This is a genomic window from Microvirga sp. TS319, from assembly GCF_041276405.1.
Taxonomy (GTDB): Bacteria; Pseudomonadota; Alphaproteobacteria; order Rhizobiales; family Beijerinckiaceae; genus Microvirga.
Genome location: NZ_JBGGGT010000002.1, coordinates 2858075 through 2884376, shown reverse-complemented (window position 1 = coordinate 2884376; position 26302 = coordinate 2858075). Strand labels below are relative to the sequence as shown.

The window sequence follows — 26302 nt, the reverse complement described above, 5'->3', positions numbered from 1 at the left end:
GGCCGCCTCCTGAAAGCGGCGGAAGGCGACTGCCGGTCGCATTGGTTTCGCGCAGTCTCTCGTTCACAAGCTCGACTTTGCCGATGACGGCGGGGGCAGTGTGAAATGCGTGAAGTCTTGGGGGTCTATCTGTGCGGGGTCATTCTGGTTCTGGCCGTCTGCACCACAATCGACGGTGACGAGCGGGTCGGATTCGATCACATCATTATCGCCGCCTTCGGGTGGCCGATCTTCACATCGATTCTCGCGCTGAAAGCCTGGAGCAGCCGCTGAGCGGCCGGCTGCGCCCTCGGCTTGCCTCGCTGTCCTCTCGGCCATGCTCGCACGGCTCTTCGGACGGCACAGCACCACACCGATGGAACGGCTCGCGGCGCGGGCGGCCGCTCTTGGGCGGGGCGAGAGTGGGGTTTACTTGAAGACGCCTTCGCGGGAGATGGCGAAGATCGGCAATGCCCTGGCCGCTGCTTCCTCGAGCCTGCGCGAACGCGAGCAGGCGCGCGACTGGGCCAAGACGGCTCTGCGCGAGAGCCGCGAGCGCTTCCGGTTCGTCTTCGAAGCCGGAGGCGGGGTCGGCAACTGGATTGGGATGTCGTCGACAACCGGATCTATGCCAACGAAGCCTTTGCCATGTTCTTCGGCCTCGATCCAAAGCGTGCTGCGGAAGGGGACCGCGGTCGGATTCCATTGCCGGCCATTCTCCGCCACGGGCCTTGTCGAGGGCTTCCGGCACGCCCTGAACGGTAACCGGAGGTGATAAGAAAAGAGCGCCCGGTGGGGCGCTCGAGTTGCGATCCGTAGGGGCAAATAAAGGATCGTTCCTCCTAGGTATTGATTCTTTCCAAAAATGCCATCCTGCCTTGCAGGTTCATAAGCATTACCTCCAAGGGTCCTATCCTTAAGTGGTGCTTCGCACTTTTTCAGTGTTGATCGCACGAAGTCGGATCAGCTAGTGCTTAGCTTGCCGTCAGGGGCATCTCCGTCAGAAGAGCCGCGCTTCGTATCTTAATAAAAATAAACGAACGCGGCTCTTATTATTCTCGATAGGCATCGTTATTAAAAGAATAGCCGCGATCAGAATTTGGGCTGATCGCGGCTATTGCCGTGCATATGGAAAATTACGGCAGGTCTCGATGAATAATTACTATATGCTTACAAAGATCAACAGCTTCACGAATAGAATCTGTTTACGGAGGCCTCGTGAGTCGGGCAATTAGACCAAACGGCCTATGACCGAAAACGCATCTTGGAATGCGCTCTCGATTTCAAGGAGGTGTGGAGACACGGCATGTAATCCGTCCGGTCCGCCGATGCCCCTCATCCAAAATCGTCGGAGGCTATCGGAGCCGCGCGAACCGGAATCGGACGGCTAGGAATAAACGGCATATCGCGACGGCCGTCGAATCTGGTGCGGACGGCGGGGGTCGAACCCGCACGGGCAGTGCCCGAGGGATTTTAAGTCCCTTGCGTCTACCGGTTTCGCCACGTCCGCGCTGTGATGAGGGTTATCGGTCTCGGGCCTGCAGCGCAAGTCCGCTGCATGTCACGAAAGCTCATTCGGGTGTGCGGAAGCCGTAGATCCAGTCGTAGCGGTTCGACATGCTCTCGGGTCCGATCAATTGCATGATCTTGTCCCGGCCGAATGCGACGAGGGCGCCGGAATGATAGATTCGTCCGTTCCGGCGGCCTTCGGCCTGAATGCGGCTTACCCGCTCGAGACGCTGGCTCTCATAGGCGGACATGGCCTGAGGGATGTCTCCAGGATGACGGGCCAGGACGGCCGAGAGCGTCGCCGCGTCCTCGATGGCGAGCGCCGCGCCCTGCGCCAGAAACGGCAGAACCGGGTGAGCGGCGTCGCCGATCAGGGCCATGCGGCCCTGCGCCAGACGCTTGATGGGATGCCGGAACAGGGACCAGCGCAGCCATTCCTGCGGCCTGCCTAGAAGCTCGCGCAGGGCGGGAGCCGCCCTGGTATAGTGAGAGAGCAGTTCGTCCGGACGTCCCGGGGCGGCCCAGCCCTCGACAGGGTCCCGGGCTCTCTCGATGGCAACCACGTTGATCAGGTTGCCGCTGAAGATCGGGTAGTGAACGACATGGCCCTTGGCGCCGAGCCAAAGGCCGGTCTCATTGCGGGCCAGCTCCGGCGGAGCGAGCTTGCGCTCGAAGGTCGCGCGCCAGGCCACATAGCCGTGGAACGTCGGAAGGGCTCTATCGCCGATGACCTGGCGGACCTTGGACCAGATCCCGTCCGCGCCGATCACGGCATCCGCCCTCAGCGTCTCCCGCGTCCCGTTGGAGGAGGTCCAGGCGAGTTCCACGCCTTCTGGGCCGTCCCGGACCTCCTCGACCTTCCGCCCGGTCATGATGCGGATCGAGGATTCCGACCGTACGGCGTCGAGCAGGATCGTCTGCAGATCGGCCCGGTGAATGACCCAATAGGGAGCGCCGTAGCGCTGCAGCACATAGGCGCCGAGGGCAACCTCTCCGATGGGCTGACCGGACGAAATGCCGCGCACGACCACGCGCTCGGGCACCGTGGCGACCCGGCGCAGGGCAGGGGCGAGCCCCAGCTTGATCAGGATCCGGCTGGCATTGGGCGAGAGCTGAAGCCCCGCGCCGACCTCGCTGAACCCCGTGCGGCGCTCGATCAGCGTCACCGAATGGCCCTGGCGGGCGAAGCTCAAGGCGGCCGTCAGGCCGCCGATTCCCGCGCCGACGATGGCGATGGAGAGGTGGGGCACCTTAACGTGAAGACGGATCGGTTGCGAAATCCGGCTCCCAGACGCATTCGGCCGGGCGGGCCTCGTCGGCCTTCAGGGACGGGTCGTACTTGAACAGGGTCGAGCAATAGGAGCAGATCGTCTCGGTATCGTAACCCATGTCGATGAAGATATGGGGATGATCGAACGGCGGCGTGGCTCCGATGCACATGAACTCCTTGGAGCCCACATGAATGACGGGAACGCCCGGATCGTTGTGAAAATGGGGTGTGCCTTTGTCAGCCATTGCCCTTGCCTGAAACGGTGAAATTTTCGCGCACCATAATGGCCGAACGGCCATGCGCCTAGAGCAAAAATAACCCTTGTTCCGCCTGCCGCCCCAGGCCTGGAGGCCAGGCCCCTCACCGTCATGCCTGCGCTGGGATAAGGGGGCCCGAAAGGTCCGGCCAAGGTGGGGGGCGTCACCGGATGTTCCAAGGCGACCCTATTGGAGAGGGCGGGTGCTGAGAGCATCGGGCGCGGGAAGTGGACTTGCCCACTTGGGGTTCCATCCGATGCTCCCTTCTTGGAAAGAGCGTATCGCTCTTGCGAAAAACCGGGTCCACTTTTTCGCGCGATGCGCTAGGTTGCGCCGCAACCGATCCCAGCTTTCCGGTCTGTCCATGCGCTATTTCAATTCCGACGGCGTGAGCATCGCCTATATCGACGTTCCTCCTCATGAGGGCCAAGGCGAGCCGGTTCTGCTCATTCACGGCTTCGCCTCGAACCATGCCGTGAACTGGGTCAACACCTTGTGGGTGAAGACGCTGACGCGCGAGGGCTACCGCGTGATCGCGCTCGACAATCGCGGACATGGCGAGAGCGAGAAGCTCTACGATCCAGAAAGCTATCACTCCTATCGCATGGCGGAGGATGGATGCCGCCTGCTCGATCATCTCGGCATCGAGCGCGCGGACGTGATGGGCTATTCCATGGGCGCGCGCATTACGGCCCATATGGCGCTGGCGTCTCCCGGGCGCATGCGTTCCGCGATTCTCGGAGGGCTTGGCATCCATCTCGTCGAGGGCGTCGGTCTTCCGCTCGGCATCGCCGATGCCATGGAAGTGCGCTCGCTCGACGAGTTGACCGATCCCATGCAGCGCATGTTCCGTGCCTTCGCGGAACAGACCGGAAGCGACCTGAAGGCGCTTGCCGCCTGCATTCGCGGATCCCGTCAGGCCCTGACGAAAGAGGAGGTGGCCTCGATCTCGTTGCCGACGCTCGTCGCGGTCGGCACCAATGACGACGTCGCGGGGTCGGGTCCGGAACTCGTGAAGCTGATGCCGAACGCAATCGCGCTCGACATCCCCGGGCGCGACCACAATCTTGCGGTCGGCGACAAGGTTCACAAGCAGGGCGTACTGGAATTTCTCGCCAAACGTCCCTGAGTGCTGCGCTCTCCCGATCGAGAGGGCCGGATGTCAAACCTCCGGCGCCCGATGCGCCGTCGTGAATCGGCGACCTGTTTCGTTGATTTCGCGTCCGCTTCCTCCATGTTCGCTCCGGCAGGAGGCATGGATGACAAGACTCGATAGCGTGATCAGGCGCCTGACGGCACAGCGCGATCTGTTGGACTGGGCCGCACGCGAAATTTCCGCGCAGGGGCTCGTGCTCGAACTCGGCCTCGGCAACGGACGCACATACGATCACTTGCGGACCCGTCTGCCCGGGCGCGAGATCTACGTGTTCGAGCGTTCGCCCGCCGCCCATCCCGATTGCATTCCTCCGGACGGGCACCTGATCGTCGGCAACATCTTCGAGACCCTGCCCCTGTTCACGGAGCGCTTCGGGGCAGGCTCCGCCGCGCTGATTCACAGCGACATCGGAACCGGCGACGAAGAGGCCAACAGAAGCCTTGCGAAACGCCTGTCGCCGCTTATCGAAACGCTTCTCCAGCCGGGTGGCCTACTCCTCGCGGACCGCGCCTTCGACCTTCCCTCATGCACGGACATCTCGTCCCGGACCGGCATCGCAGAAGGCCGCTACTTCGTCTGCCGGCGCTGAAACTCACCGCCCGGTGAAGACGGGCCTGCGTTTCTCGAGAAAGGCTTTGCGTCCTTCCACGGCGTCCGCGCTGTCGAAGCAACGATCGGCGAGCCCGGCCGGATCGATGTCGGGATGCGCAAGGCCCACGGCTGCGTCGATGGCGGCCTTCGCGGCGCGGATCGTCAGGGGCGCATTGGCCGCAATGTCGTGCGCAAGCGCAAGCGCGGTCTCCTCCAGCGCGCCGTCGGGCACGATTCTCTGAACGATGCCGAGGCGTTGCGCTTCTTCGGCCCCGATGCGGCGCGCCGTATAGAACAGGTCCTTGGCTGCCGGTGCGCCGACTGCGGCCGTCACCAGCTTCACGGCTCCCGGGGGATAGCCGATGCCGAGCCGTGCGGCGGGCACGCCGAATGTGGCGTTCTCGGAGGCGATGCGCAGATCGCAGGAGAGAGCGAGCCCGAACCCGCCCCCGAGGCAGAAGCGCCGGATCATGGCGATCACCGGCTTCGCGCAATGGGCCACGGCCCAGAAGGCCGCCTCGTTGTCGGCCTCATAACGCCGCCCGCCTTCGGCATCCGCCCGCACGGTCTCGAATTCCGCGATATCGGCGCCCGAGGCAAAGGAGCCTTTTCCACCCCCGCGCAGGATGATCACGCGCACGCGCTTGTCCCGCTCCAGATCCGCGATAAGGCCCGGCAGGGCCTGCCACATGCCGAGATCGAGGGCGTTGTGCTTCGCCGGATTGTCGACCGAGAGCGTCGCAACGGGACCGTCGACGGATGCATGGAGCTTGGAGCTGCTAGGCGAAAAAGAGGCGTTCATGGCATCCCGGGATCTATGGTAAGGGGCGGGGACTTCTTATGTATGCCCTTTGAAAGGGCGAGCCGGCAGGAGATTATCATGACACAGACCCGCTTGAAGTCCGGGGGCCCGGATTTCCTCGCCGGCAAGGTCGACCCGATCTGGAGCCGCCTCCGTTCCGAGGCCGAGGCGATCGTCCAGAGCGAGCCCGTCCTGGCGGGATTCGTGCTGAGCGCCGTCCTGCATCAGCCGAGCCTGGAAGCGGCGGTGATCCATCGCGTCGCCTCGCGCCTCGGCCATGCGGCCTTGCCGGCCGATATCATCGAACAGGTGTTTCTCGAGGCCGTGGAGCAGGACAAAGGCATTGGCCAGGGTTTCCGCGCCGACATCAGCGCCGTGCTTGATCGCGACCCCGTCGTGACCCGGGCCATCGAGCCCGTGCTCTATTTCAAGGGCTTCCACGCCATTCAGACACATCGCCTCGCCCATTGGCTGTGGAACCGCGGGCGGCAGGATCTGGCGCTCTATCTCCAGAGCCGGTCCTCCGACACGTTCCAGACGGACATCCATCCGGCGGCCCGGATCGGGCGCGGCATCTTCCTCGATCACGCCACCGGCCTCGTCGTCGGCGCGACCGCCGTTATCGAGGACAACGTCTCGATGCTCCAGGACGTGACCCTCGGCGGCACCGGCAAGGAGCGCGGCGACCGCCATCCGAAGATCCGGCACGGCGTGCTGATCGGAGCCGGAGCCAAGATCCTGGGCAATATCGAGGTCGGCCATTGCGCGAGAATCGCCGCGGGTTCCGTGGTTCTCAAGCCGGTGCCGCACAACGCGACCGTCGCCGGCGTTCCGGCCAAGGTGGTCGGAACGGCCGGATGCGACGAGCCCGCCCGGGCCATGGATCATCTGATCTCGGAAGCTGACGGGATCTGACGGGGAGAAAAGGGGGAGCACGGACCCAACCCCGCTTGCTCGCGTTGCCACGGCATGGCAATGGCTGAGGCCGGACATATTCAGAAAGGACCTGTAGTGGACAAAACGGAGATGGCGAAAGTCGAGCGCTACCTGCGCCAGACCTTTGCGAACCACTCGATCCGGGTGGTCGGTCGCCCGAAGAAGACCGACTCGGCGGAAGTTTACATCGGTGAGGAATTCGTCGGCGTGCTCTTCGTCGACGACGAGGACGGGGACCGCTCGTTCAACTTCACGATGGCGATCCTCGATACGGATCTCGAAGACTAGAGCATCGGACGTGAAAAGTGGACCCACTTTTGGGATCCAATCCGATGCTCCACGCCTTCAGTGGCGCGTCGTTGCAAGCGGACCCGAAGGGCCGCGTCAGCGAATACCGGATCCACTTTTCGCGAGCGCGGCCCTCTGGGTCCGCACGATGCGCTAGGGTACTCCTCACGGCAGAGCTCTCGCAGGTTCTGCCGCTTTCATGTCCGGAACCAGCGATGCCGATCTACAGCCTCGACGATGTTGCGCCCATTCTTCCCGAAGAGGGCAGGCTCTGGGTCGCCCCGGATGCCCATGTGATCGGCAAGGTGCGGCTGGGGCCCGATGTGGGCATCTGGTTCGGGGCCGTTCTGCGCGGCGACAACGAATTGATCGACATCGGCGAAGGCAGCAACATCCAGGAAAGGGCCGTGCTCCATACGGACATGGGGGCGCCGCTCAGCGTCGGTTCCGGCTGCACCATCGGCCACGGCGCGATCCTGCATGGCTGCACCATCGGGGAGAATTCCCTGATCGGCATGGGGGCCACGGTGCTCAATTATGCGCGGATCGGCAGGAACTGCCTCGTGGGCGCCAATTCGCTCGTGACGGAAGGCAAGGCATTTCCGGACAATTCCCTCATCGTCGGCGCCCCGGCCAGGGTGGTCCGTGTGCTCGACGAGGACATGATCGAGACACTGCGCTGGTCGGCGCAGATTTATGTCGCGAACTGGAAACGCTTTTCAAAAGGAATGAGGCGGATCGACTGACCCGCCTCCGATTGATTTGGACGATACGGACCGGCGCCCTAGAGCAAATTGCATTCTGCCGGGATCAGAATGCTTGCTCTTTCTCTTTGGCGAAGCATCGCTTTTCGCGAAGAACCGGTTCCCACTTCTTCGCACGATGCTCTAGGCGCCGGCTTCGTTTTAGCGGTTCGCGGTCGTGGTCGGCGAGGTGGCGATGCCGCCCAGCGAGACCCAGCCCACCTGATATTGGCTCTCGCGCTTGATGTACACGTAGCCGGTGCGGGTCCATGGGAGGACCGACGACGTCTTGTTGTCGAGCACGTAATCGCCGCGATTGGTGCGTACCAGCAGCACCGCATGGCCTTCGCCGAGCTCGTCGATCACGACGGTCATGCGCATGGCGCGGCGGGGCAGGCCGCTCTCGGCGAGAATGCGGCGCTTCAGAAGCTGGAAGTCTTCGCAGTCGCCGCGGCCGTCCTCGGCGAAATCCCAGACGTCCACGACGCCCCAGTGATCCGCATCCGTGACGGCCTGGATCGTGGAGTTCACGCGCTGGTTGACCGAAACGATGGTCTTCCAGATCTGCGGGGTCAGCTCGATCACTTCCGGCTCCGCCACATCGACGGCGCATTCGGTGGGATTGCTGTCGCAGAACTTCGTCCAGGCCTGAAGGGGCTTTGCCGAGCCCATGCTCACGAGCGGGTTGCTCGAGGTGGGAAGGGACGCAAGGGTCTGAGCCTGGGCTGCCTGTCCTGCGAAGGTCAGGAGGGTCGAGACGAAAGCTGCTGTGATGACAGTGCGTGAGACGGAAAACGTCCCGGTCAGACCGTTGAAAAAGCCGTTTTTGAAAGAAGCCTGCCGCATGCCCCACCAGCCGGTTAATGTTCTTTTAACCAAACTGACATGGTTGGATTACGGGCTCAAGCAGAAAGTAAAAGGTGAGTTAACGCGTCGCGCCCTAAAACGGTTCCTTCATGGTTAACAAAAAAGTGGAGTGCCGGGCGGCAAGAGGAAAAGCTTCCTCAACGGAGCGTAGCGTCGAGCTCGGGCACCGGACGCGGGAAGTGGGATCCACTTCCGGGATCCATCCGATGCTCCCTTCTTGGAGAGAGCGCATCGTTCTTGCGAAAAACCGGGACCACTTTTCCGCACGATGCGCTAAGCGCTTGGTTTTGCTTGCGCTGCAGGCCACATAGAAGGCTTAGAGCATCGAACGCGGGAAGTGGGAACCGGTTTTGCGTGGAAAGATGCTCAAAACCAAACTGTCAAAGCATCGGATGTGGGTTCGATTTCACGTCCGATGCTGTACGTGAAACGTCACCGCGGCTGACTGCCCCGATTCCTTCATGCTGCCAGCTCAAGAAAAAGTTGTCCATGCCCCTGCCTCAGCCCCGTGCGCGCGAGCCGATTTTCAACCTTCCGTCGGTCGTGACCGCCAGCATTGTCGCTCTCGTGGCGATCCATGCCTTGCGCATGTTCCTCCTTTCGGAGGAGACCGATTTTCAGGTGGTGATCGACTGGGCCGTGATACCCGCCCGCTGGGCCGTCGCCTATGGCGGGGTGGAGGGCCAGGAGATCGTCCGGATGCTGCAGGACGGCGCCCCGGCGGATGCCATGGGGCCGATCGCGGCTTACGCCCAATACGTCCTCGGCGACAGCGAGGGACGTCCCTGGACCGCGCTGACCTATACGCTGCTCCACGGGTCCTGGGCCCATGTGCTCATCAACAGCATCTGGCTCGCGGCTTTCGGCACGCCCATCGCCCGGCGATGCGGGGCCGGCCGGTTCTACCTGCTCTCGGCGCTGGCGGCGGTTGGCGGGGCCGTGCTCTACGCGGCGATGAACCCGATGCAGGTCTTTCCGCTGATCGGCGCCTCGGGGGCGGTGTCCGGCCTCATGGCGGCCGCTTCGTGGTTCATGTTCGCGCCGGCGGCATGGCTGTGGGAGGGGCGGCTCTCCGAACCGCACGAGAGACCCCGCCAGGGTCTGGCCGACCTCATCCGCAACCGGTCCTTCCTGATCTTTCTCGGCGTGTGGTTCGCCACCAATTACCTGTTCGCCTTTGCTCAGCCGATCGGGATCGGAGAGGGCACCATCGCCTGGGAGGCTCATGTGGGTGGCTTCCTGGTGGGCCTTGTCGTTTTTCCATGGCTCGACCCGCTGCCGGCGCGCCGAAATCGTCTTTCGGCTTGAAAGCGCCCTTTTCCGCCCAATCATCCTTTTGGCTGATGGCGGGCATGTCTCCAGCCTGGGAGGCTTTCCCGCCAGCTTGGCGGTCGCGAGGGCCGATGGTCCTTGCCTCCGCGTAACGGGAGGAAAAGCATGAATGTCGATCAGATCCTTTTGCTGAAAGGACGCAATGTCGTCTCCATCGAAGCGGACCGCTCCTTGGGCGAAGCGGCGCGGCTTCTCTCCGAGCGGAGGATCGGCGCTGTCGTGGTGGTGGACGGCCGGCAGCCCGTTTCCGGCATTCTCTCGGAGCGCGATATCGTCCGCGCGATCGCCGCGCAGGGCGCGCGGGCTCTCGACGAACCCGTGTCGCGCTTCATGACCGGAGAGGTCGTGACCTGCACGTGCCTGCACTCCGTCAACGAGCTGATGGAGCTGATGACGCAGCAGAAATTCCGGCATGTGCCCGTCGTCGAGGGCGGGCAGCTTGTCGGCATCATCTCCATCGGAGACGTGGTGAAGCAGCACGTCGAGGCGGTCGAGGCGGAAAGTCAGGCGATCAAGGAATACATCGCGACCGCCTGATCAGGCGCCTTGCGATTCCTGGATGAGCTCCAGGATATCCGGCAGGGCGCGCTCGGTGGCCTGCCGTCCGAGACCGATGCATTCCTGCGCGCGGTGGAACTCGAACAGGCCCATCTTGGCGAGCTTCGGCGCGATCATGACGTCCGGCGGGTCGCCCGCGAGGCGCGAGCGCGCGATCCGGTCCTGGGTGATGTTGAAGGCATCGACCATGACGGTCGCCATGCCCGGCGCGTTGGGCTTCCGGGACCGGTCCGCGCGCGTTCCCGAGAAGAGGGCCCATCTGCGCGGCGCCTCCTCGATGACCTCTTCGATCTCCTTCTCGTCGCTCGTATCCGCATCGTAGGACTGGATCACCGTTCCCCGGACGCGCACTTCGCCGTTGAGGTTCACGCAGATCACGAGATCCGCCCCGAGGGCGCGCGCCGCCGTGATGGGGATCGGGTTCACCAGGGCTCCGTCCATGAGCCACCGGCCGCCCACGAGGACGGGGTCGAACACGCCGGGAAGGGCGTAGGAGGCCCGCATGGCCTGGACGAGCGGTCCCCGAGTCAGCCAGATCTCGTGCCCGCTCGTGAGTTCGGTGGCGATGGTGCAGAACCGGATCGGCAGCGTCTCGACGCGCCGGTCGGTGAGGTCCTGGTCCAGGAGGCGCTGCAGGCGCCCGCCCGCGATCAGGCCCGCTCCGCTGAAATGGAAATCGAGCAGCCCCATGACGCGTCGCTTCGTGAGAGACAGGGCGAAAGCCTCGAGCTCGTCGAGCTTGCCGGCCGCGTAGCAGCCGCCGACGACCGCCCCGATGGAGCATCCGGCGATCACGTCCGGAACGATTCCGGCGTCGTCGAGAGCCCGCAGCACACCGATATGGGACCAGCCCCTGGCTGCGCCGCCCCCGAGAGCCAGGCCGATCCTGACCTTGGTGCGCGGCATACGCTCCACGGGCGGCCTGACCTCCACGTCGCTCCCGCTGCCCCCACCGGCGTTACGCCGGGCTATTCCATCCCACAACATCGCTCAACTCCAAGGCCGCTTTGCCCGATCATGCGCCGAGCTCGTGAAAAGCGCATGAATGCTGCCCTTAAGTTTCACTTAGGTCGCGTTGCCGAAAACTGAACAGCCGAAGGGCGCAGGGCCCGCTGCGACAAGATGATGATGGTGATGGAAAAGACGATCAGAACGCCCAGCATAGCGCGCAGTCCGAACAGGTCGCCGCCGAAGCCGATGAGCGGTGGACCCGTGAGATAGCCGCCATAGCCGAGCGTGGCGACCATCGCCACGCCCACGCTCGGCGGGATTCCTTCCATCTGCGCGGCGGTGCTGAAGAGCACCGGCACGACATTGGCGAGGCCGAAGCCCACCAGGGCGAACCCGACCGTGGCCGGGACCGGCTGCGGCACCAGGATCGCGAGGGACAGGCCGGCGGCGGCGAGCAGGCCGCCGAGCTGCACCGTTCGCGTGCGACCCAGGGCGCGCACCACGGCATCCCCGAGGAAGCGGCATATGGTCATCGTCAGGGAGAAGGCTGCGAAACCCGTCACTGCGGCCTGAAGGTCCGCGCCCGTGACGGTCTGAAGGTAGATGGCGGTCCAATCGACCATCGCGCCCTCGACGACGAAGCAGAACATGGCCAGCACGGCGACGAGGACGACGGGCCCCCGTGGCAGGGCGAAGCCGTGGCCTTCGCCACCGTGCGTCGGTTTCGCCTCGCTCATCATTCCGAAGGCCGTGGCGGCGAAGAGCGCGGCCATGCCGAGGCAGGCGACGAGCAATGTTCCGGAGATCGAGAGGCCGAGCGCGATCAGAAGCCCCGAAATGGCCGCCCCCGCCAAGCCGCCGAGGCTGAAAAAGGCATGGAACGAGGACATGATCGCCGATCCCCAGGCCTTTTCGACCACCGTGGCGTTGGTGTTCATGGAAATATCCATGGTGCCGTTGCAGCCTCCGGCCAGGAGAGCGGCGGCAATGAAGAGGGGAAGCGAGGGCGCCAGTCCGATCAGCAGGAGGGTGAGCGTGAACGCGAAGGCCGACGCGAGGGTCGCAGCCCGGCTCCCGACGATCGTGACGGCCCAACCGACGATGGGCATGAGGGCGACCGCCCCGATGGAGAAGGCGAGCAGGCCGAGGCTGAGCTGTCCGTCCGACAGGCCGAGCGCCGCCTTGAACCGGGGCAGCTGCGCCGCCCAGATGCCAATGCCGAAACCGTTACCGAAGAAGGCAGCGCTGGCGGCCGCGCGGGCTGGAATGAGTTCGCGTCGTGTCATTCCTGGGCTTTTAGCGGGTATCGGGTGATTTGAAACCCGCCGAAAGCCTTGGGCGAGGCCTTCAATCCTGCAGGGCTGGCCTATGGCTGGGTGCCTGGCGCATCGGATCCAAAGTGGAATCCACTTTTTCGCACGATGCGCTAGGCCCGAACCAGCACGGGTTTCCCGTCCGCCGTTTCCACCTTGCGGTAGAAGCAGGAGTGGCGGCCGGTATGACAGCAGCCGCCGTCGCCCGCGACCTGCACCTTGAGCCAGAGGGCGTCCTGGTCGCAATCGACCCGCATCTCGACCACGGTCTGAACCTGCCCGCTGGTGGCGCCCTTGTGCCAGAGCTCGCCGCGCGAGCGCGACCAGTACCAGGCCTCGCCGGTCCCGAGGGTCCTGGCGAGCGCCTCTGCGTTCATGTGCGCGACCATCAGCAGTTCTCCCGTCTCCGCATCCGTCGTGACGCAGGTGACGAGCCCGTCCGCGTTGAAGCGGGGCGTGAGGGCGGCTCCCTCCTCGAGGTCGGCCTTCGGGCCTGGAGCCGGGAACGAGCTGGGTGAGGACGCGCACATGGCAAAAGTCTCTTTAGGGCTGAGGAGATTGCCTCAAGCCTTACCGTGCCGCACGAGCGTGAGGAAGCGGACCTGCTCCGCGGGATCGTCCTTGAAGGCGCCCGTGAACTGCGTCGTGAGCGTCATGGCCCCGGCCTTCTGCACCCCGCGCATGGACATGCACATATGCTCGGCCTCGATCATCACGGCCACGCCACGCGGTTCGAGGGCCTGCTCCATGGCGGTCGCGATCTGCGACGTCATGGTCTCCTGGGTCTGGAGGCGACGGGCATAGACCTCGACGAGGCGCGCGAGCTTGGACAGGCCGACCACACCCTTTGTGGGATAATAGGCGATGTGCGCCATGCCGTAGAACGGCACCATGTGGTGCTCGCAATGCGAGTAGAAGGGGATGTCGCGCACGAGAACGATATCGTCGTAGCCTTCGACCTCGGCAAAGATCTTGTTCAGAACATCCTTGGGATCGTCGTCGTAGCCCGCGTAGAATTCCTTGAATGCCTTCGCGACGCGTTTGGGGGTCTCGAGGAGGCCCTCCCGCTGCGGATCGTCCCCGGCCCAGCGGATCAGGGTGCGAACAGCCGCTTCGGCCTCTTCGCGGGTAGGCCGTTCCTTGGGCTTGTCGGCGACTGGATTCAGGCGCGGGGACAAGGACTTAACCACATCACTCACGTGGAGCCTCTTTCTCACTCTAGAACTTTATGGAAGCGAGGTGTGCTTCCGGCGTTTCCATTTCCGTCTTCCGTCCTGGAGCCAACACGCAGCCCTATCGCGGAGTTCGGTCATGATCTCTATATAGGTAGACAGGAAGAGCGGAGCACATTCCCATCAGGAACTCAATAGACCGGAATGCTGAATGATATCTATAGCCGCCGCATCCTGGAGCTTGCGGCAAATATTCCACATCTCGGGCGGCTGCCCGAGCCGGATGGGTCCGCGACGGCTCATTCCAGGCTGTGCGGCTCGACCGTGACCGTCGATCTGAAGCTCGATGGGGACGTCGTGACGGCCTTCGCCCATGACGTGAAGGCCTGTGCGCTCGGCCAGGCCTCCTCCGCCATCATGGGGCGGCATGTGATCGGCTCGACCGCCGGCGAGCTGCGGCAGGTGCGGGAGGCGGCCACCCGGCTCCTCAAGGCGGGCGGCGAGACGCCGCAGGGCAAGTGGGAGGACCTGAAGGTCCTCGAGCCTCTGCGCGACTACAAGGCCCGCCATGCGTCGATTCTTCTCACCTTCGACGCGGTGGTCGATGCCCTCGACCGGATCGAGGCGCGCCGTTCCCGGGGCGAGGATTGATGCCCAATCCCGTCCAGCAGGCGGCCCATTGGGCGATCCGGGGCTATCAGCTCAGCCTCTCGGGCCTCGTCGGCCGTCAGTGCCGCCATTTGCCGTCTTGCTCGGAATATACCGACGAGGCGATCCAGCGGCATGGCTTCTGGCCCGGGGGCTGGATGGGTTTCGCCCGCATCTGCCGCTGCGGCCCCTTCGGCACCCGGGGCATCGACAATGTTCCCGAAACATTGCCCGAAGGCTCCGGCTGGTATAAGCCGTGGACCTATGGTCGCTGGCGGGGCGTGAACGCGCCGGAAAATCCCTCTGCGATCACCTGCGAGGCAGCCGAACCTGACGGCGACTGATCCCGCCCCTGTCCAACAATCCGTCGGCCCCCGCTTACCTGCTCCGTTGGCAGGAGTGAGCCAGGAGATAATTTGACGATGATCACCCTGACATTTCCCGATGGCGCCCAGCGCCAATATGCCCCCGGCACCACTGGCCGCGAGATCGTGGAAGGCATTGCCAAGTCGCTCGCCAAGCGCACCGTCGCGATGGCTCTCGACGGCACCGTGACGGATCTCGCCGATCCGATCGCGAAGGACGCCAGGATCGAATTCCTCAATCGTGAGGATCCCCGTTCGCTCGAGCTGATCCGGCACGATTGCGCGCACGTGCTCGCGGAGGCCGTACAGGAGCTTTTCCCGGGGACGCAGGTGACCATCGGTCCCGTGATCGAGAACGGGTTCTACTACGATTTCGCCCGCAACGAGCCGTTCACGCCGGAGGATTTCCCGGCCATCGAGGCGAAGATGCGCGAGATCATCGCGCGCGACAAACCCTTCACGAAGGAGGTCTGGAGCCGCGACAAGGCCAAGCAGGTCTTCAAGGAGAAAGGCGAGGCCTACAAGGTCGAGCTCGTCGACGCGATCCCGGAAGGCCAGGACCTCAAGATCTACTTCCAGGGCGATTGGTTCGATCTCTGCCGTGGTCCGCACATGACCTCCACGGGCAAGATCGGCAATGCCTTCAAGCTCATGAAGGTGGCCGGCGCCTATTGGCGCGGCGACTCGAAGAACGCGATGCTCACCCGCATCTACGCGACCGCCTGGGTGAACCAGGAGGACCTCGACAACTACATCCGGCAACTCGAGGAGGCAGAGAAGCGCGATCACCGCCGCCTGGGCCGCGAGATGGACCTGTTCCACTTCCAGGAGGAGGGGCCGGGCGTCGTCTTCTGGCACCCGAAGGGCTGGACGGTGTTCCAGGAGCTGATCTCCTACATGCGCCGCCGCCTGAAGGGCGAATACAAGGAGGTCAACGCGCCGCAGATCCTCGACAAGGCCCTGTGGGAGACCTCCGGGCACTGGGGCTGGTATCGCGAGAACATGTTCGCCACGCAGACCGAGGACGACCGGGTCTTCGCGATCAAGCCCATGAACTGCCCGGGCCACGTGCAGATCTTCAAGCATGGACTGAAGTCCTACCGCGACCTGCCGCTGCGCCTCGCCGAGTTCGGCAACGTGCACCGCTACGAGCCGTCGGGCGCGCTCCACGGCCTCATGCGGGTGCGCGGCTTCACGCAGGACGATGCGCATATCTTCTGCACGGAGGATCAGCTCGCCGCCGAGTGCCTGAAGATCAACGACCTGATTCTCTCGACCTATGCCGATTTCGGCTTCGACGAGATCGTCGTGAAGCTCTCGACACGTCCTGAGAAGCGTGTCGGCACGGACGAGATGTGGGACCACGCCGAGGAGGTGATGACCCGCGTTCTGAAGCAGATCGAGGAGCAGTCGGGCGGACGCATCAAGACCGCGATCAACCCGGGCGAAGGCGCCTTCTACGGACCCAAATTCGAGTATGTCCTGCGCGACGCCATCGGCCGCGACTGGCAATGCGGCACCACGCAGGTCGACTTCAACCTGCCGGAGCGGTTCGGCGCGTTTTATGTCGACGCGGACGGCCAGAAGAAGACGCCCGTCATGGTGCATCGCGCGATCTGCGGTTCGATGGAGCGCTTTACCGGCATCCTGATCGAGCACTTCGCCGGTCACTTCCCGCTCTGGCTCGCGCCCGTGCAGGCGGTCGTCGCCACCATCACGTCCGAGGGCGACGAATACGCCATGGAAGTGGTGCGGGCGGCGGAGGCCATGGGCCTGCGGGTCGAGCCCGATCTTCGTAACGAGAAGATCAACTACAAGGTCCGCGAGCACTCGCTGGTGAAGGTGCCGGTGCTTCTCGTGGTCGGCAAGAAGGAGGCCGCCGAGCGCACGGTGTCGATCCGCCGGCTCGGCAGCCCCAATCAGCAGACCATGACGCTCGACGATGCCTTGAGAGCGCTCGCCATGGAGGCGATCACGCCAGACCGCAGACGGGCCGCCGAGGCCGTCGCGGAGCCCGATGCGCATGCCACCCTCGACGGCCATCACGTGGTCGCACGCACCGTGGCATAACATTGATTAGTACAAGCGAAGGCGGCGCCTCCCCAAGGGAGGCGCCGCCTTTTTCATGCCTGGGGTCACGTCGTCTGCCGCTGGCGCCCGCTCTTGCGTCCGCCCGGAGCCGTGCCGGCCGTCGTTCCCGCCGTGCCGCTGCCGGGATTGTGGCTCATCGCGGCGGCATCGCCTGATTCCGTGCCCGTCCTGTGCTCGCCCTGCCGCTGGCCGGCGCGCAGGTTGTTCTGCACATGCGTGACGCCCGAGACGGATTCGGCGATGTCCTCGGCCCAGCGCTTCTCGTTCCGGTCCCGCACGGTGCCGGTAAGGGTGACCTCCCGGTTCTGCACCGTGACCTCGATTTCCGATGCATCGAGGCGCGCATCGTCGCTGAGGCGCTCGTTCACGTCCTCGCGGATGCGGTCATCCGAGCGCTGGTAGTTGCGGGGTCCGCGCCCGCGATGGTCCTCGCGGCGCACTTCGCCCCGGCTCGCGGTGGCGTCGTTGTCGAAGCGCGTGTTGCCGGGGCCGACGCCGTAATTGCTGTGGTCGCGCCGCTCGTTCACGAGGCTCCAGGCGCGCTCGCGATCCTGCATGCGGCGGTCCTCATCGCTGCTGTCGTCGCCGGGACGTGCGCGCTCGCCCGTGATGGTGGAGGCGCCGTAGCGCTTCGGACGATAGCCGCGCCCGGCGGAGCCGCGACCCGCATACTCGTCGCCGTAGTTCTGGTAGCCCTCGCCGCCGAACCCGCCGCGCATCCGCGCATCGCGCATGCCTTCCTCGCCGGGATAGCCGAAGCTGCCGAAGGCGGCGCGCACATCGTCCTCGTCGCGGTACCGGAATTCGACGCCGCCGCGCCGTCTGTCGCGCTCCGGATATCGGGTGCCGGCATCATGGTAATCGTGAGGACGGTGGCGCCAGTCGTCGTCCCCGTGTCTCAGGCGTTGATCGAGCTCCCGCCGCTCGTCGCTGCTCAATCGCGCCTGGCCGCCCTGACGGGTCTGATCGGCGCGGGCCGAGGTCGGAGTGCCCGTGCGGTCGGGTTCGGACGGGGTGGAGATGCGGTTCAGGGCGCGGGAAGCGTCGCCCTCGCTGTCGGTTGCGAGGTCGCCCAGCGCGACGATGCCGACGAGGTGCTTGTCGTGATCGACGACGGGCAGGCGGCGGATCTGGTGCTCGCTCATCAGCTGCACGATGTGGCCGACATCATCGTCGTCGAAGCACCACCAGACGTTATCCGACATGACGTCGCGCACGCGTGTCGTATCGGGCGGAAGACCCGCCGCCGTCGCCCGGACGGTGATGTCCCTGTCCGTGATCATGCCGCGCAGGCGGCGCCCATCGCAGACGGGCAGCACGCCGACATTCATCTCGTCCATCAGCCGGGCGGCTTCCTGGACGGTTCTGTCGGGCGAGACCACGCGCACGTTGCGGGTCATGATGTCTGAAATTCTCATGAGCTTCATCCCTCGCAGGGTCACGCCCCGGCACCGGATCCGGAAGGGGAATCCACGATGCACGGGAGGTGCGGGCGCATGCCCGGCGCGACCGAATTGGTGTCCGGTCAATGCCGCGAGAGTGAAAAAGGTTCAGGGATTGTCGGTGACGAGGACCTCGATGTCCCGGTCGAGCCCGCTCTCGACCTTGAAGTCCTTCGTGTGGACCTTGCCTTCATGGCGGGCGATCAGGACGTACTCGCCTTCCGCCAAGGTCACGGAGGGGAATGCGCCGATGGCTTCCCGGATGACGTCGCCGCCGGGGGTCAGGACGCTGAACGCGGTTCCCGCGAATGCCTCGCCCCCTTCGGAGGCCACGAGCTTGAGCGTCACCGTGGCGGCGCGGTGATTGAGTGTCGCTTCCGTCACCTTTCCGGTTTCCACCTTCAGGTCGCTGCGCATGATGGCGTTGGCGTCCCCATAGGTCGACACCACGTGATAGGTGCCCTCGGGCAGGCGGATGACCTCGTCGGGCTTGGCATTGGCGATCACGAGGCGGCCTTCGGAGTTCTGTGCCTCCGGCACATAGACCGAGAAGGTCACGCGGCTGGCGGGGATCGGGGTGTCGCCGACCGCGCCCTTCAGCTTGAGCGCTCCCGCGCTGACCACGAGACGCTCGTTCAGATTGCCGGCCTGCACGCTGATGTGCTTGGAGGCGCTGGCGAAGCCGTAGGCCACATGCACGATGTAGTTGCCCGGAGACAGGGTAAAGCTCGGGACAGGACTGTTGGAGCGGGCGACGATATTCGGTTGAGAGGTATCGCCCCGATCCTCGAAGACACGCCAGACGAGACCCGAGCGGATCGGCTCGTTGGTCTCGGAAAAGACTGCCCGCGTATTGACCGCCACCTGCTTCGCCACGACCGAAGGGGGAGGGCTCTGGGAGAGAGAGGGCACGCCGGGAACGGCCGGCCCGAACGGCTGCGGCAAGGTTTGGGGCTGGGGCAAGGTTTGAGCCGAGGCGGCCGAAACCGTCAGCCCCATCAGAAGGCTCACAAAGGAGAGGCGGGAGTTCAGGAACGTCATCATCGAAATAGGTTCAAAAATCCCGCTATCGCACGGGAGCCGCGATGGCGGTCTGGATCGGCGCTTCCTCGGTTTCCACGAGATCGGAAGCCGCGGCAACCAAATTCTCGATGGACAGGGGACGGAAGGAGAATTCCACGCGGTGCGTCCCGGCCGGGACTTCCACGCCCCGGAACAGCAGGTTGGCGCGCAGCACCGGGCGGCGCTCTCCGTCGACGCGCGCCTCCCAGCCCGGATAGTAGATGTCGTGCAGCACGAGCACGCCATGCTCCGCGCTCTCGACGTCGAGCGTTACCGAGTTGCGTCGGTAGCTGACGATCTTGACCTTGTCCACGGGCTTCTCGGCGCCGGGACGGACCGGAGCATAATGGGCCTTGAGCAGGCGCATGCTCGCCTGGTCGATCAGGACCTCCGTCTCGCGGTCGAAATCGGGCAGCTCGTCGGCCCCTATGAACTCTTCCGAGTCCACGGCCTGGACATGATGGGCCACATAGGCGCGCCGGCCGCTGGTGTTGAGGCGGTAGATCCACATCTTGCCCGTTCCGTAGACGACCTCCGCGTCCGCCAGATGAGGGAAATGGCGGGGAAGCTTCTGGACCGGACGGTCCAGGACGAGGTAGTCGAGCCCGAGCAGGCCCGCCAGTTCGCATTCATAGCCCCGGAACGAGGCGGGGAATTGGCGCAGGTTCGGATCCTCGGCATTCTCCCCGGGGCCGATGGCCCGCTCGTAATCGGCGAGGCGCAAGGGGTTGTAGCCGATGATGTCCTCGATCTCGAGCACCATGGAAGCGTTCTGCCAGGAGCCCGCCAAGCCGAGAATTTCCACGCGCGGGTACTCTCCCTCGTTGTGTCGCTCCGCCAGTTCGCGCTTGAGGATCTGCAATCCCTGAAGCTGTTCCGGCGGCAGCTTGGCGAACACCGTGTACCGCTCCGCAGGCTCGGCATTGAGCGCCGAGGCGGCGTGACGGCCGACCAGTTCCGCGCCCGTCAGAACGATGAGAGCGAGCACCAGGGCTTCGCGGCGGTGTGGACTGGCGCCGAACCTCGCGACGAGCGCCATGACGAGCGCCGCCGCGAGCAGTCCGCCTCCCGCCTCGGTCAGGGACGAGAGAACATGGCCGCCCTCGATGGAAAAGGCGATGCCGCTGGCGATGGCGGCCATCACCAGTGCGAATGCCAGAGCCGTCAGGGCGATGCGGCCCTGGCCGAGCACGGCATTACTCCAGCTCGGCATGCCCTCGGCCGCGTAGCGATGAACGAGGTAGCCCGACGAGAAGGCGAGCACGATATTGATGAGGAAGGTGGCGTCCGCCGGGCGGCGATAGAGGTTCACGCCCGGCAGATGATCGAAGATCATCTCGAAGCCGGGAGTGTACCGGCCGAGCGCGTAGAACAGCGCCAGCAGGCCCAGGATCAGGAAGAACCGGAACTCCCGGGCGAAGAGCCTGCCGCCCGCTATGCCGTGCCAGAGAAGGAACAGGGCCGGGATCGTGCCGATGAAGAGATAGTTCGTCGCCCTGTCCGTCCAGGTCCCTTCGGCCAGGCTGTGCCAGTCCGGCCCCCAGTAATCGTAGGTCCAGCGCAGGGAGCCGAAAATGTTGCCGAACAGGACCGTCGCCAGGCTCTCCGGCGGCAGGGACCCCATGGCGGCGACGCCGAAGCCGAAGGAGGGCCTCGTCGAGGTGGCGAGAAACTGCATGGTCAGGATGACCGGAACCGCCAGAAGCGCAGCGCCGATCAGGCCCATGACGATAAGGAGGCCGAAACGCGAGCGCAGATAGGCGAGCCGACGGGGAGCCGACCAGATGCGATGGACGGCCACTCCGATCAGGGTAAGGGCGCAGAGGAAGGCCACCTGATCGCGGCCGATCACCATCAGGATGGCCGAGACCGCAAAGAGCACGCCATAGCGATAGGACCGCCGGTCCATGGCCTCTTCGAGAAGCCAGAGAGCCAGGGGGAAATAGCCGTAGCTGAGGATGATGCCCGTATGCTGCAGCCGAGCGCTGGCCGAGCCGCCGAGCATGAACACGATGGCCGCCACCACGGCACCGGACCAATGCCATCCGCGCCGCCGGAAAAGAGGAATGAAGGCCAGGGCGCCGGGGAGGAAATGGGCGAAGATCACGAGGTCGAACAGCTGCATGGAGGGCTCGGGCACGAGCCATCCGAACAGCAGCATGGTCGGGGTGAACAGCAGCGATTGAGGGTCGGCCGCCGAGGGGTGGCCGCCGAAATGGTATGGATTCCAGAGGGGCAGTTCGCCGTTGGAGAGCGCGGCTCCGAGATAGCGCAGCGTCGGGTAGAACTGGTTCTTGGAATCCCAGGGAACGACGGAGCCGGTCAGGGGCCAGATGGCGGCCGCCAGGGCCCAGACCGCGAGAATGAGACCAAGGGCCAGAAAGGTCTGGCGCCTGGACCATTCCAGGGTCGGTATGGAAGTGTGAGATCCGGGTACGGATGTCTGCATGTTTTACAAGCGGCGCTGCGCGTAAGCGGCAGTTCCATCCTCAGCCAGCTTCCCTGAGCTGCCGCAGGACGGAAACCGGCTTGGCGTATCGTCGCACTCCCCCTATACATCCGTTGCCGATTGTTGGCTGTGCAACGGATCGCGTCTCGGAACGCCCGTGTTCTCAACAGCAGCAAGGCGGCGAGACCAAGGCAGGCCCACACCGTCCGCCCTATCCTTCACGGACATTCGCAAGCATTGTTCCACAATATTCAGCTTGGATGAAGATCCCATGAATGAAAGCCTTTCCCGTCTGTTGAGCCGCCGTTCCGTTCCGCCGCGCTGGCTGGGGGAGCCGGGGCCGAGCGCTCAGGAGATCGAGGCCATGTTGACCGCGGCGGCGCGGGTGCCGGACCATGGCAAGCTGGTGCCCTGGCGCTTCATCCTGATCGAAGGGGACGCCCGGCAGCGGATGGGCGACCTTCTCGCGCAGGCTTTCCAGGCAGACAATCCGGACGCCGATCCGGAGAAGATTGCCGCCGAGCGGGAGAGGTTCGCCAAGGCGCCGCTCGTGGTCGGGGTGGTGTCCCGGGCAGCGCCTCATGCGAAGATCCCCGAATGGGAGCAGGTTCTCTCCGCCGGTGCCGTGTGCATGAATCTCCTGAACGCGGCGACGGCTCTGGGCTATGGCGCGTCCTGGCTGTCGGGCTGGGCCTGCTTCGACCGACGGGTGCTCGATGCGCTGGGCCTCGCCCCCACGGAGCGCATGGCTGGGTACGTCCATATCGGAACGGCCAAGGAAAAGCCCACGGATCGCGATCGCCCGAACCTCGCCGATATCGTAACCCGGTTCTAAGCGCATGCATTACGAAACCGCCGGCAACGCCCATGGCCTGCCGCACGATCCCTTCAAGGCCATCGTGTCGCCCCGTCCCGTCGGCTGGATCACGGCGATGAGCGGGAAGGGCGAGATCAACCTCTCGCCCTATTCCTTCTTCAACGCGGTGTCCGAGCGCCCACCGATGGTCATGTTCTCGTCGGCGGGAAGGAAGGATGCGCTCACCTTCATCGAGGAGACGAAGGAGTTCGTCTGCAATCTCGCGGCTTTCGACCTGCGCGAGCAGGTGAATGCGACCTCGAAGGTTCTGCCGCGCGGGGAAAGCGAGCTCGATCATGCGGGGCTCACGGCCGCGCCCTCCCGCCTCGTGCGGCCCCCACGCGTGGCCGAGGCCCCGGCGGCCCTCGAATGCAGGTGGCTGCAGACCGTGCCGCTGGTGCCGCTCGGAGGGGGCGAGCCGTCCTACTTCATGGTGATCGGCCAAGTGGTCGGGGTCTATATCGACGACCGCTACATCGTGGACGGACTGGTCGATACGGCGGCCATGCATCCCATCGCCCGGGCGGGCTACCGCGACTATTTCGTCGCCACGCCGGAGACGAAGTTCTCGATGACGCGGCCGGGCGGCTAGCGCGTCGTGCGATGCGCTGTTCTTTCGTGAGAGCATCGCATTGATCCCGGAAGCGCAGATCCACTTCCCGCGTCCGATGCTCTCTTCCTGGAAAGAGCGCATCGTTCTGGCGAAAAACCGGATCCACTTTTCCGCACGATGCGCTAGGCTTCTGTATCCATGCTCGGGGCGCCCCTTGCTTCGGGCATGCGCCTCCAGGCATCCCGGGTCAGCCGAAAGCACAGATAGGGCGCAGCGGTGCCGGACAGGTCCAACGTCGCCTCGGCAACAAACTCCGCGCCGAGCTTGGCCGTCGCTTTCTGAGAGCGAACGTTGTCGGGGCCGATGTGGAACCACACCTCGGGATAGGTTTCGAAAGCGTGGTCGAGCATCAGGCGCTTCAGCTCGAAATTCACTTCACCGCCCCAATAGGCATGGTTCAGGAAGGTAAAGCCGATCGCGATGTCGTCCGGCCGGTCCGGAGACGTGTAGTAGCGCGAGCAGCCGATGATCTTTCCGGATGGGCGATCGATGATGGCCAGCGTGCTTCGCGTCCCGATGAGGAATTCGAAGTATTTCTCGAAGACGTCCCTCCGATGGCGGTCCTTCGCGGGATGGCCCGCCCAGACCTCCGGATGGGCCGCTGCCGCGAACAGCCCGTCGAAGTCGTCCCGTCTCAACGGCCTGAGTTCCAGCACAGGCGAGACGAGCCTCGGCTGCGCGTCGAAACCCGTTGCTCCCGCCGTTGACGTCTTCATTGTCGACCCCTCCCGCATTGTCTGGTTTTAGCGCATCGTGCGAAAAAGTGGCCCCGGTTTTTCGCAAGAACGATGCGCTCGCCTAGGAAGGGAGCATCGTGCGAAAAAGTGGCTCCGGTTTTTCGCCAGAACGATGCGCTCGTCTAAGAAGGGAGCGTCCCGGCCCGCTTCAAGAGCCGCTCCGCGCGCAGGAGATGCGGGCGGTCGAGCATCTCGCCGTTCACGCCGACGACGCCCGAGCCCGGATTGGCCCTGAAGGCGTCGATCACGGCCTGCGCGCGCGCCACCGCTTCCGGCGACGGCGTGAAGGCCTCGTTGATCACGGGCACCTGTGCCGGGTGGATCGCCATCTTGGCCACGAAACCGTCGCGGCGGGCCGCGCGGCATTCCTCCGCCAAACCCGCCATGTCGCGGAAGTTGGTAAAGACCGAATCGACGGCGTCGACGCCTGCGGCGGCCGCGCCGAAAAGGGTCAGCGAGCGGGCGAGACGGTAGGGATCGGTGTACGCGCCGCTTTCGTCGCGATTGGTTTCCGCTCCGAGGTCGGCGGACAAATCCTCGCCGCCCCAGGTCAGCCCCATGAGGCGATGGCTCGCGCCGCCGAACGTGCCGAGCGCGAAGACGCCCGCGGCGTTTTCCGTCGCGATGGCGAGGATGCGGGTGGCCCCGTCGCCCAGCCCAAACTCGGCCTCGCGCACGGCGAGCTTCGCGCCGAGATGCGCCACGTCCGAGCCGCCCACGGCCTTCGGCAGGACGATGCCGTCAGGCGCGGCCTTCATGACATGGTCGAGATCGGCGTCGATCATGCCGGTGGTGAGGCCGTTCACGCGCACGTAGAGGCGGGGACGGCGGCTATCCGAACGATGCTCCGCGACGAACTCGGCCGTGACGCGCCGTGCCTCGTCCTTGGCGTCGAGGGCGACGGAATCCTCAAGGTCGACCAGGAGGGCATCGGCGCCCGATCCGAGTGCCTTGCCGAGCTTTCTGTAACTGTCGCCGGGAACGAAGAGAAGCGAGCGCATCAGGCGCTCCTCCTGCGCATGAAGGCCTGGCGGCGGCACTCGGCCACGAGAGTGCCGTCCTGCTTGTAGGCGCGATGAATGAACTCGACGATTCCTGCGTTCGGGCGCGATTTCGACGTGCGCTTGTCGGCGATTTCGGTCGTCGCGCTGACGGTGTCGCCCTCGAAGAGGGGGGCGGGAAACTTCACGTCCGTCATGCCCAGATTGGCGATCGTCGTGCCCACGGTCGTGTCGTTGACGGAGATCCCGATCATCAATCCGAGCGTGAACAGGGAGTTCATGAGCGGTTGGCCCCACTCCGTCTCGGTCGCGCAGAAATGCGCGTCGATGTGGAGCGGCTGCGGGTTCAGCGTCATGTTGGAGAACAGCATGTTGTCCATCTGTGTCACCGTCCGGGTCAGACGGTGCTTGATGATGGCGCCGACCACGAAATCCTCGTAATAGAGGCCGCCGCGCGGGTGCCTGTTTTCATCGTTCATCATGCCATCCTCTTTTAGCCGGAAAGGGCAGGGTGATCACGCTCGTCGACATCAATAGCCGAACTGCTCCCGCAGAATGCGTTCGTCCAGGCTGTGTCCGGGATCGTGCAGCATCACGAGATCGACGCTCCTGTCCATGGAGACATGCACGCGAGAGACGTTGCGGTACTCAGTGTGGTCGGCCACCGCGCTCACAGGGCGGTTTTCGGCCTCCAGAACTTCGATCTCGATCTTGGCGTAGTCCGGCAGCAGCGCGCCGCGCCAGCGGCGCGGGCGGAATGCGGAGATCGGAGTCAATGCGAGCAGGGGCGAGTTCAGGGGCAGGATCGGGCCGCCCACGGAGAGGTTATAGGCTGTCGATCCGGCCGGCGTGGCGACCAGAATGCCATCGGCGATGAGCTCCAGAATCCGCACCTTGCCGTCGATGCTGATGCGCAGCTTGGAAGCCTGGTAGGTCTGCCGGAACATCGCGACTTCGTTGATGGCGCGGGCCGTGTGAGCCACGCCGTGCACATCCCAGGTCACCATGAGAAGCGGGTGAACGACGCTGCGCTCGGCATTCTCCAGGCGATCGAACAACTCGTCCTCCCGGAATTCGTTCATCAGGAAGCCGACAGTGCCCTTGTTCATGCCGTAGATGGGCTTGGACGAGCCCATGGTGGCATGGAGCGTCTGCAGCATCAGCCCGTCGCCGCCCAGAGCCACGATCACGTCCGCCTCCTCGGGGACGACGTTCTCGTAGCTGCCCGCCAGAGCCGCGAGCGCGCTCCGCGCTTCCGGTGCCGAGCTGGCCACGAATGCAATCTTGTTGAAACGACGGGCCATGCCCAGATAC

At 64.6% G+C, this 26302-nt stretch carries 28 protein-coding genes, 1 tRNA gene and 1 pseudogene; 14 read left to right on the top strand and 16 right to left on the bottom strand.

The annotated features are described in order from the left end of the window. The first annotated feature begins 105 nt into the window (after window positions 1-105). Window positions 106-273, top strand: coding sequence for a hypothetical protein (locus AB8841_RS23085; protein ID WP_370438102.1), 168 nt, complete (start codon window positions 106-108; stop codon window positions 271-273). An 82-nt stretch (window positions 274-355) separates the two neighbouring features. Next, window positions 356-754: a hypothetical protein gene (locus AB8841_RS23080; RefSeq protein WP_370438101.1), complete on the top strand. Its 399-nt coding sequence runs from the start codon at window positions 356-358 to the stop codon at window positions 752-754. Between the two features lie 649 nt (window positions 755-1403). Here AB8841_RS23080 and AB8841_RS23075 read toward each other — a convergent pair. The 3 genes from AB8841_RS23075 to AB8841_RS23065 all read right to left on the bottom strand — a co-directional run bounded on the left by AB8841_RS23075 (window position 1404) and on the right by AB8841_RS23065 (window position 3003). Then, window positions 1404-1489: transfer RNA gene (locus AB8841_RS23075), tRNA-Leu, on the bottom strand. A gap of 61 nt (window positions 1490-1550) precedes the next feature. Beyond that, window positions 1551-2738: an FAD-dependent oxidoreductase gene (locus tag AB8841_RS23070; RefSeq protein WP_370438100.1), complete on the bottom strand. Its 1188-nt coding sequence runs from the start codon at window positions 2736-2738 to the stop codon at window positions 1551-1553. A 1-nt stretch (window position 2739) separates the two neighbouring features. After that, complete coding sequence (locus tag AB8841_RS23065; protein WP_370438099.1) at window positions 2740-3003, bottom strand: zinc-finger domain-containing protein; 264 nt, start codon at window positions 3001-3003, stop codon at window positions 2740-2742. Window positions 3004-3379: 376 nt separating this feature from the next. On the opposite strand from AB8841_RS23065, the gene AB8841_RS23060 reads away from it, so the two are divergent. Together AB8841_RS23060 and AB8841_RS23055 are read left to right on the top strand one after the other, a co-directional pair. Next, on the top strand, window positions 3380-4144 hold the full coding sequence (locus tag AB8841_RS23060) for an alpha/beta fold hydrolase (RefSeq protein ID WP_370438098.1): 765 nt from the start codon (window positions 3380-3382) through the stop codon (window positions 4142-4144). Between the two features lie 130 nt (window positions 4145-4274). After that, window positions 4275-4760: a class I SAM-dependent methyltransferase gene (locus AB8841_RS23055; RefSeq protein WP_370438097.1), complete on the top strand. Its 486-nt coding sequence runs from the start codon at window positions 4275-4277 to the stop codon at window positions 4758-4760. Window positions 4761-4763: 3 nt separating this feature from the next. On the opposite strand, the gene AB8841_RS23050 is transcribed toward AB8841_RS23055, so the two are convergent. Further along, a complete protein-coding gene (locus tag AB8841_RS23050) occupies window positions 4764-5564 on the bottom strand; it encodes an enoyl-CoA hydratase (RefSeq protein WP_370438096.1) in 801 nt (266 codons plus the stop codon). Between the two features lie 78 nt (window positions 5565-5642). Here AB8841_RS23050 and cysE point away from each other — a divergent pair, with 78 nt between their 5' ends. The 3 genes and pseudogenes from cysE to AB8841_RS23035 form a co-directional block, all read left to right on the top strand. Then, window positions 5643-6479, top strand: a complete 837-nt coding sequence (cysE, locus tag AB8841_RS23045) for a serine O-acetyltransferase (RefSeq protein WP_370438095.1) — start codon at window positions 5643-5645, stop codon at window positions 6477-6479. A 96-nt stretch (window positions 6480-6575) separates the two neighbouring features. Then, a complete protein-coding gene (locus tag AB8841_RS23040) occupies window positions 6576-6788 on the top strand; it encodes a DUF3126 family protein (protein WP_027315475.1) in 213 nt (70 codons plus the stop codon). A 44-nt stretch (window positions 6789-6832) separates the two neighbouring features. Continuing rightward, a pseudogene (locus tag AB8841_RS23035) lies at window positions 6833-7372 on the top strand (gamma carbonic anhydrase family protein); the annotation flags it as partial. A gap of 321 nt (window positions 7373-7693) precedes the next feature. On the opposite strand, the gene AB8841_RS23030 reads toward AB8841_RS23035, so the two are convergent. Beyond that, on the bottom strand, window positions 7694-8377 hold the full coding sequence (locus tag AB8841_RS23030; protein WP_370438094.1) for a transglutaminase-like cysteine peptidase: 684 nt from the start codon (window positions 8375-8377) through the stop codon (window positions 7694-7696). Window positions 8378-8887: 510 nt separating this feature from the next. Between AB8841_RS23030 and AB8841_RS23025 the strand changes: the two genes are divergently transcribed. Beyond that, the gene (locus AB8841_RS23025; protein ID WP_370438093.1) at window positions 8888-9706 is read left to right on the top strand and encodes a rhomboid family intramembrane serine protease; all 819 of its coding nucleotides are present in this window, start codon (window positions 8888-8890) and stop codon (window positions 9704-9706) included. A 129-nt stretch (window positions 9707-9835) separates the two neighbouring features. Beyond that, window positions 9836-10267 carry a CBS domain-containing protein gene (locus tag AB8841_RS23020; protein ID WP_370438092.1) on the top strand — a complete coding sequence of 144 codons (432 nt, stop codon included), beginning with the start codon at window positions 9836-9838 and terminating at the stop codon, window positions 10265-10267. Here AB8841_RS23020 and AB8841_RS23015 read toward each other — a convergent pair whose 3' ends face one another. The 4 genes from AB8841_RS23015 to folE all read right to left on the bottom strand — a co-directional run bounded on the left by AB8841_RS23015 (window position 10268) and on the right by folE (window position 13751). Then, entirely contained in the window at window positions 10268-11275 is a 1008-nt protein-coding gene (locus AB8841_RS23015; RefSeq protein WP_370438091.1) for a patatin-like phospholipase family protein, read from the bottom strand. Between the two features lie 74 nt (window positions 11276-11349). Next, a complete protein-coding gene (locus AB8841_RS23010; protein WP_370438090.1) occupies window positions 11350-12525 on the bottom strand; it encodes an MFS transporter in 1176 nt (391 codons plus the stop codon). A 140-nt stretch (window positions 12526-12665) separates the two neighbouring features. After that, the gene (gene hisI / locus AB8841_RS23005; protein WP_370438089.1) at window positions 12666-13082 is read right to left on the bottom strand and encodes a phosphoribosyl-AMP cyclohydrolase; all 417 of its coding nucleotides are present in this window, start codon (window positions 13080-13082) and stop codon (window positions 12666-12668) included. Window positions 13083-13115: 33 nt separating this feature from the next. Then, on the bottom strand, window positions 13116-13751 hold the full coding sequence (gene folE / locus AB8841_RS23000; RefSeq protein ID WP_370438088.1) for a GTP cyclohydrolase I FolE: 636 nt from the start codon (window positions 13749-13751) through the stop codon (window positions 13116-13118). A 177-nt stretch (window positions 13752-13928) separates the two neighbouring features. Here folE and AB8841_RS22995 point away from each other — a divergent pair, with 177 nt between their 5' ends. The 3 genes from AB8841_RS22995 to thrS all read left to right on the top strand — a co-directional run bounded on the left by AB8841_RS22995 (window position 13929) and on the right by thrS (window position 16807). After that, the gene (locus AB8841_RS22995; RefSeq protein ID WP_370438087.1) at window positions 13929-14375 is read left to right on the top strand and encodes an iron-sulfur cluster assembly scaffold protein; all 447 of its coding nucleotides are present in this window, start codon (window positions 13929-13931) and stop codon (window positions 14373-14375) included. Then, window positions 14375-14716, top strand: coding sequence for a membrane protein insertion efficiency factor YidD (gene yidD, locus AB8841_RS22990; RefSeq protein ID WP_370438086.1), 342 nt, complete (start codon window positions 14375-14377; stop codon window positions 14714-14716). Before AB8841_RS22995 ends, yidD begins: the two co-directional genes overlap by 1 nt. A 78-nt stretch (window positions 14717-14794) precedes the next feature. Continuing rightward, on the top strand, window positions 14795-16807 hold the full coding sequence (thrS, locus tag AB8841_RS22985; protein ID WP_370438085.1) for a threonine--tRNA ligase: 2013 nt from the start codon (window positions 14795-14797) through the stop codon (window positions 16805-16807). Between the two features lie 65 nt (window positions 16808-16872). On the opposite strand, the gene AB8841_RS22980 is transcribed toward thrS, so the two are convergent. From AB8841_RS22980 to AB8841_RS22970, 3 genes are all read right to left on the bottom strand, one after another. Next, the gene (locus AB8841_RS22980) at window positions 16873-18246 is read right to left on the bottom strand and encodes a CBS domain-containing protein (RefSeq protein WP_370438084.1); all 1374 of its coding nucleotides are present in this window, start codon (window positions 18244-18246) and stop codon (window positions 16873-16875) included. A gap of 132 nt (window positions 18247-18378) precedes the next feature. Next, window positions 18379-19269: a hypothetical protein gene (locus tag AB8841_RS22975; protein WP_370439349.1), complete on the bottom strand. Its 891-nt coding sequence runs from the start codon at window positions 19267-19269 to the stop codon at window positions 18379-18381. A 67-nt stretch (window positions 19270-19336) separates the two neighbouring features. Continuing rightward, on the bottom strand, window positions 19337-21781 hold the full coding sequence (locus tag AB8841_RS22970; RefSeq protein WP_370438083.1) for a YfhO family protein: 2445 nt from the start codon (window positions 21779-21781) through the stop codon (window positions 19337-19339). Between the two features lie 271 nt (window positions 21782-22052). Between AB8841_RS22970 and AB8841_RS22965 the strand changes: the two genes are divergently transcribed. Next, window positions 22053-22616 carry a nitroreductase gene (locus AB8841_RS22965; RefSeq protein ID WP_370438082.1) on the top strand — a complete coding sequence of 188 codons (564 nt, stop codon included), beginning with the start codon at window positions 22053-22055 and terminating at the stop codon, window positions 22614-22616. A 4-nt stretch (window positions 22617-22620) separates the two neighbouring features. Next, window positions 22621-23229, top strand: a complete 609-nt coding sequence (locus AB8841_RS22960) for a flavin reductase family protein (protein WP_370438081.1) — start codon at window positions 22621-22623, stop codon at window positions 23227-23229. A 143-nt stretch (window positions 23230-23372) separates the two neighbouring features. On the opposite strand, the gene AB8841_RS22955 is transcribed toward AB8841_RS22960, so the two are convergent. The 4 genes from AB8841_RS22955 to AB8841_RS22940 form a co-directional block, all read right to left on the bottom strand. Continuing rightward, the gene (locus AB8841_RS22955) at window positions 23373-23966 is read right to left on the bottom strand and encodes a GNAT family N-acetyltransferase (RefSeq protein ID WP_370438080.1); all 594 of its coding nucleotides are present in this window, start codon (window positions 23964-23966) and stop codon (window positions 23373-23375) included. Window positions 23967-24109: 143 nt separating this feature from the next. After that, window positions 24110-24988, bottom strand: coding sequence for a CoA ester lyase (locus AB8841_RS22950; RefSeq protein ID WP_370438079.1), 879 nt, complete (start codon window positions 24986-24988; stop codon window positions 24110-24112). Continuing rightward, window positions 24988-25467: a MaoC family dehydratase gene (locus AB8841_RS22945; RefSeq protein ID WP_370439348.1), complete on the bottom strand. Its 480-nt coding sequence runs from the start codon at window positions 25465-25467 to the stop codon at window positions 24988-24990. The genes AB8841_RS22950 and AB8841_RS22945 overlap by 1 nt, the downstream gene beginning before the upstream one ends. Window positions 25468-25518: 51 nt before the next feature. Further along, a complete protein-coding gene (locus AB8841_RS22940; protein WP_370438078.1) occupies window positions 25519-26292 on the bottom strand; it encodes an NAD kinase in 774 nt (257 codons plus the stop codon). Window positions 26293-26302 lie beyond the last annotated feature (10 nt).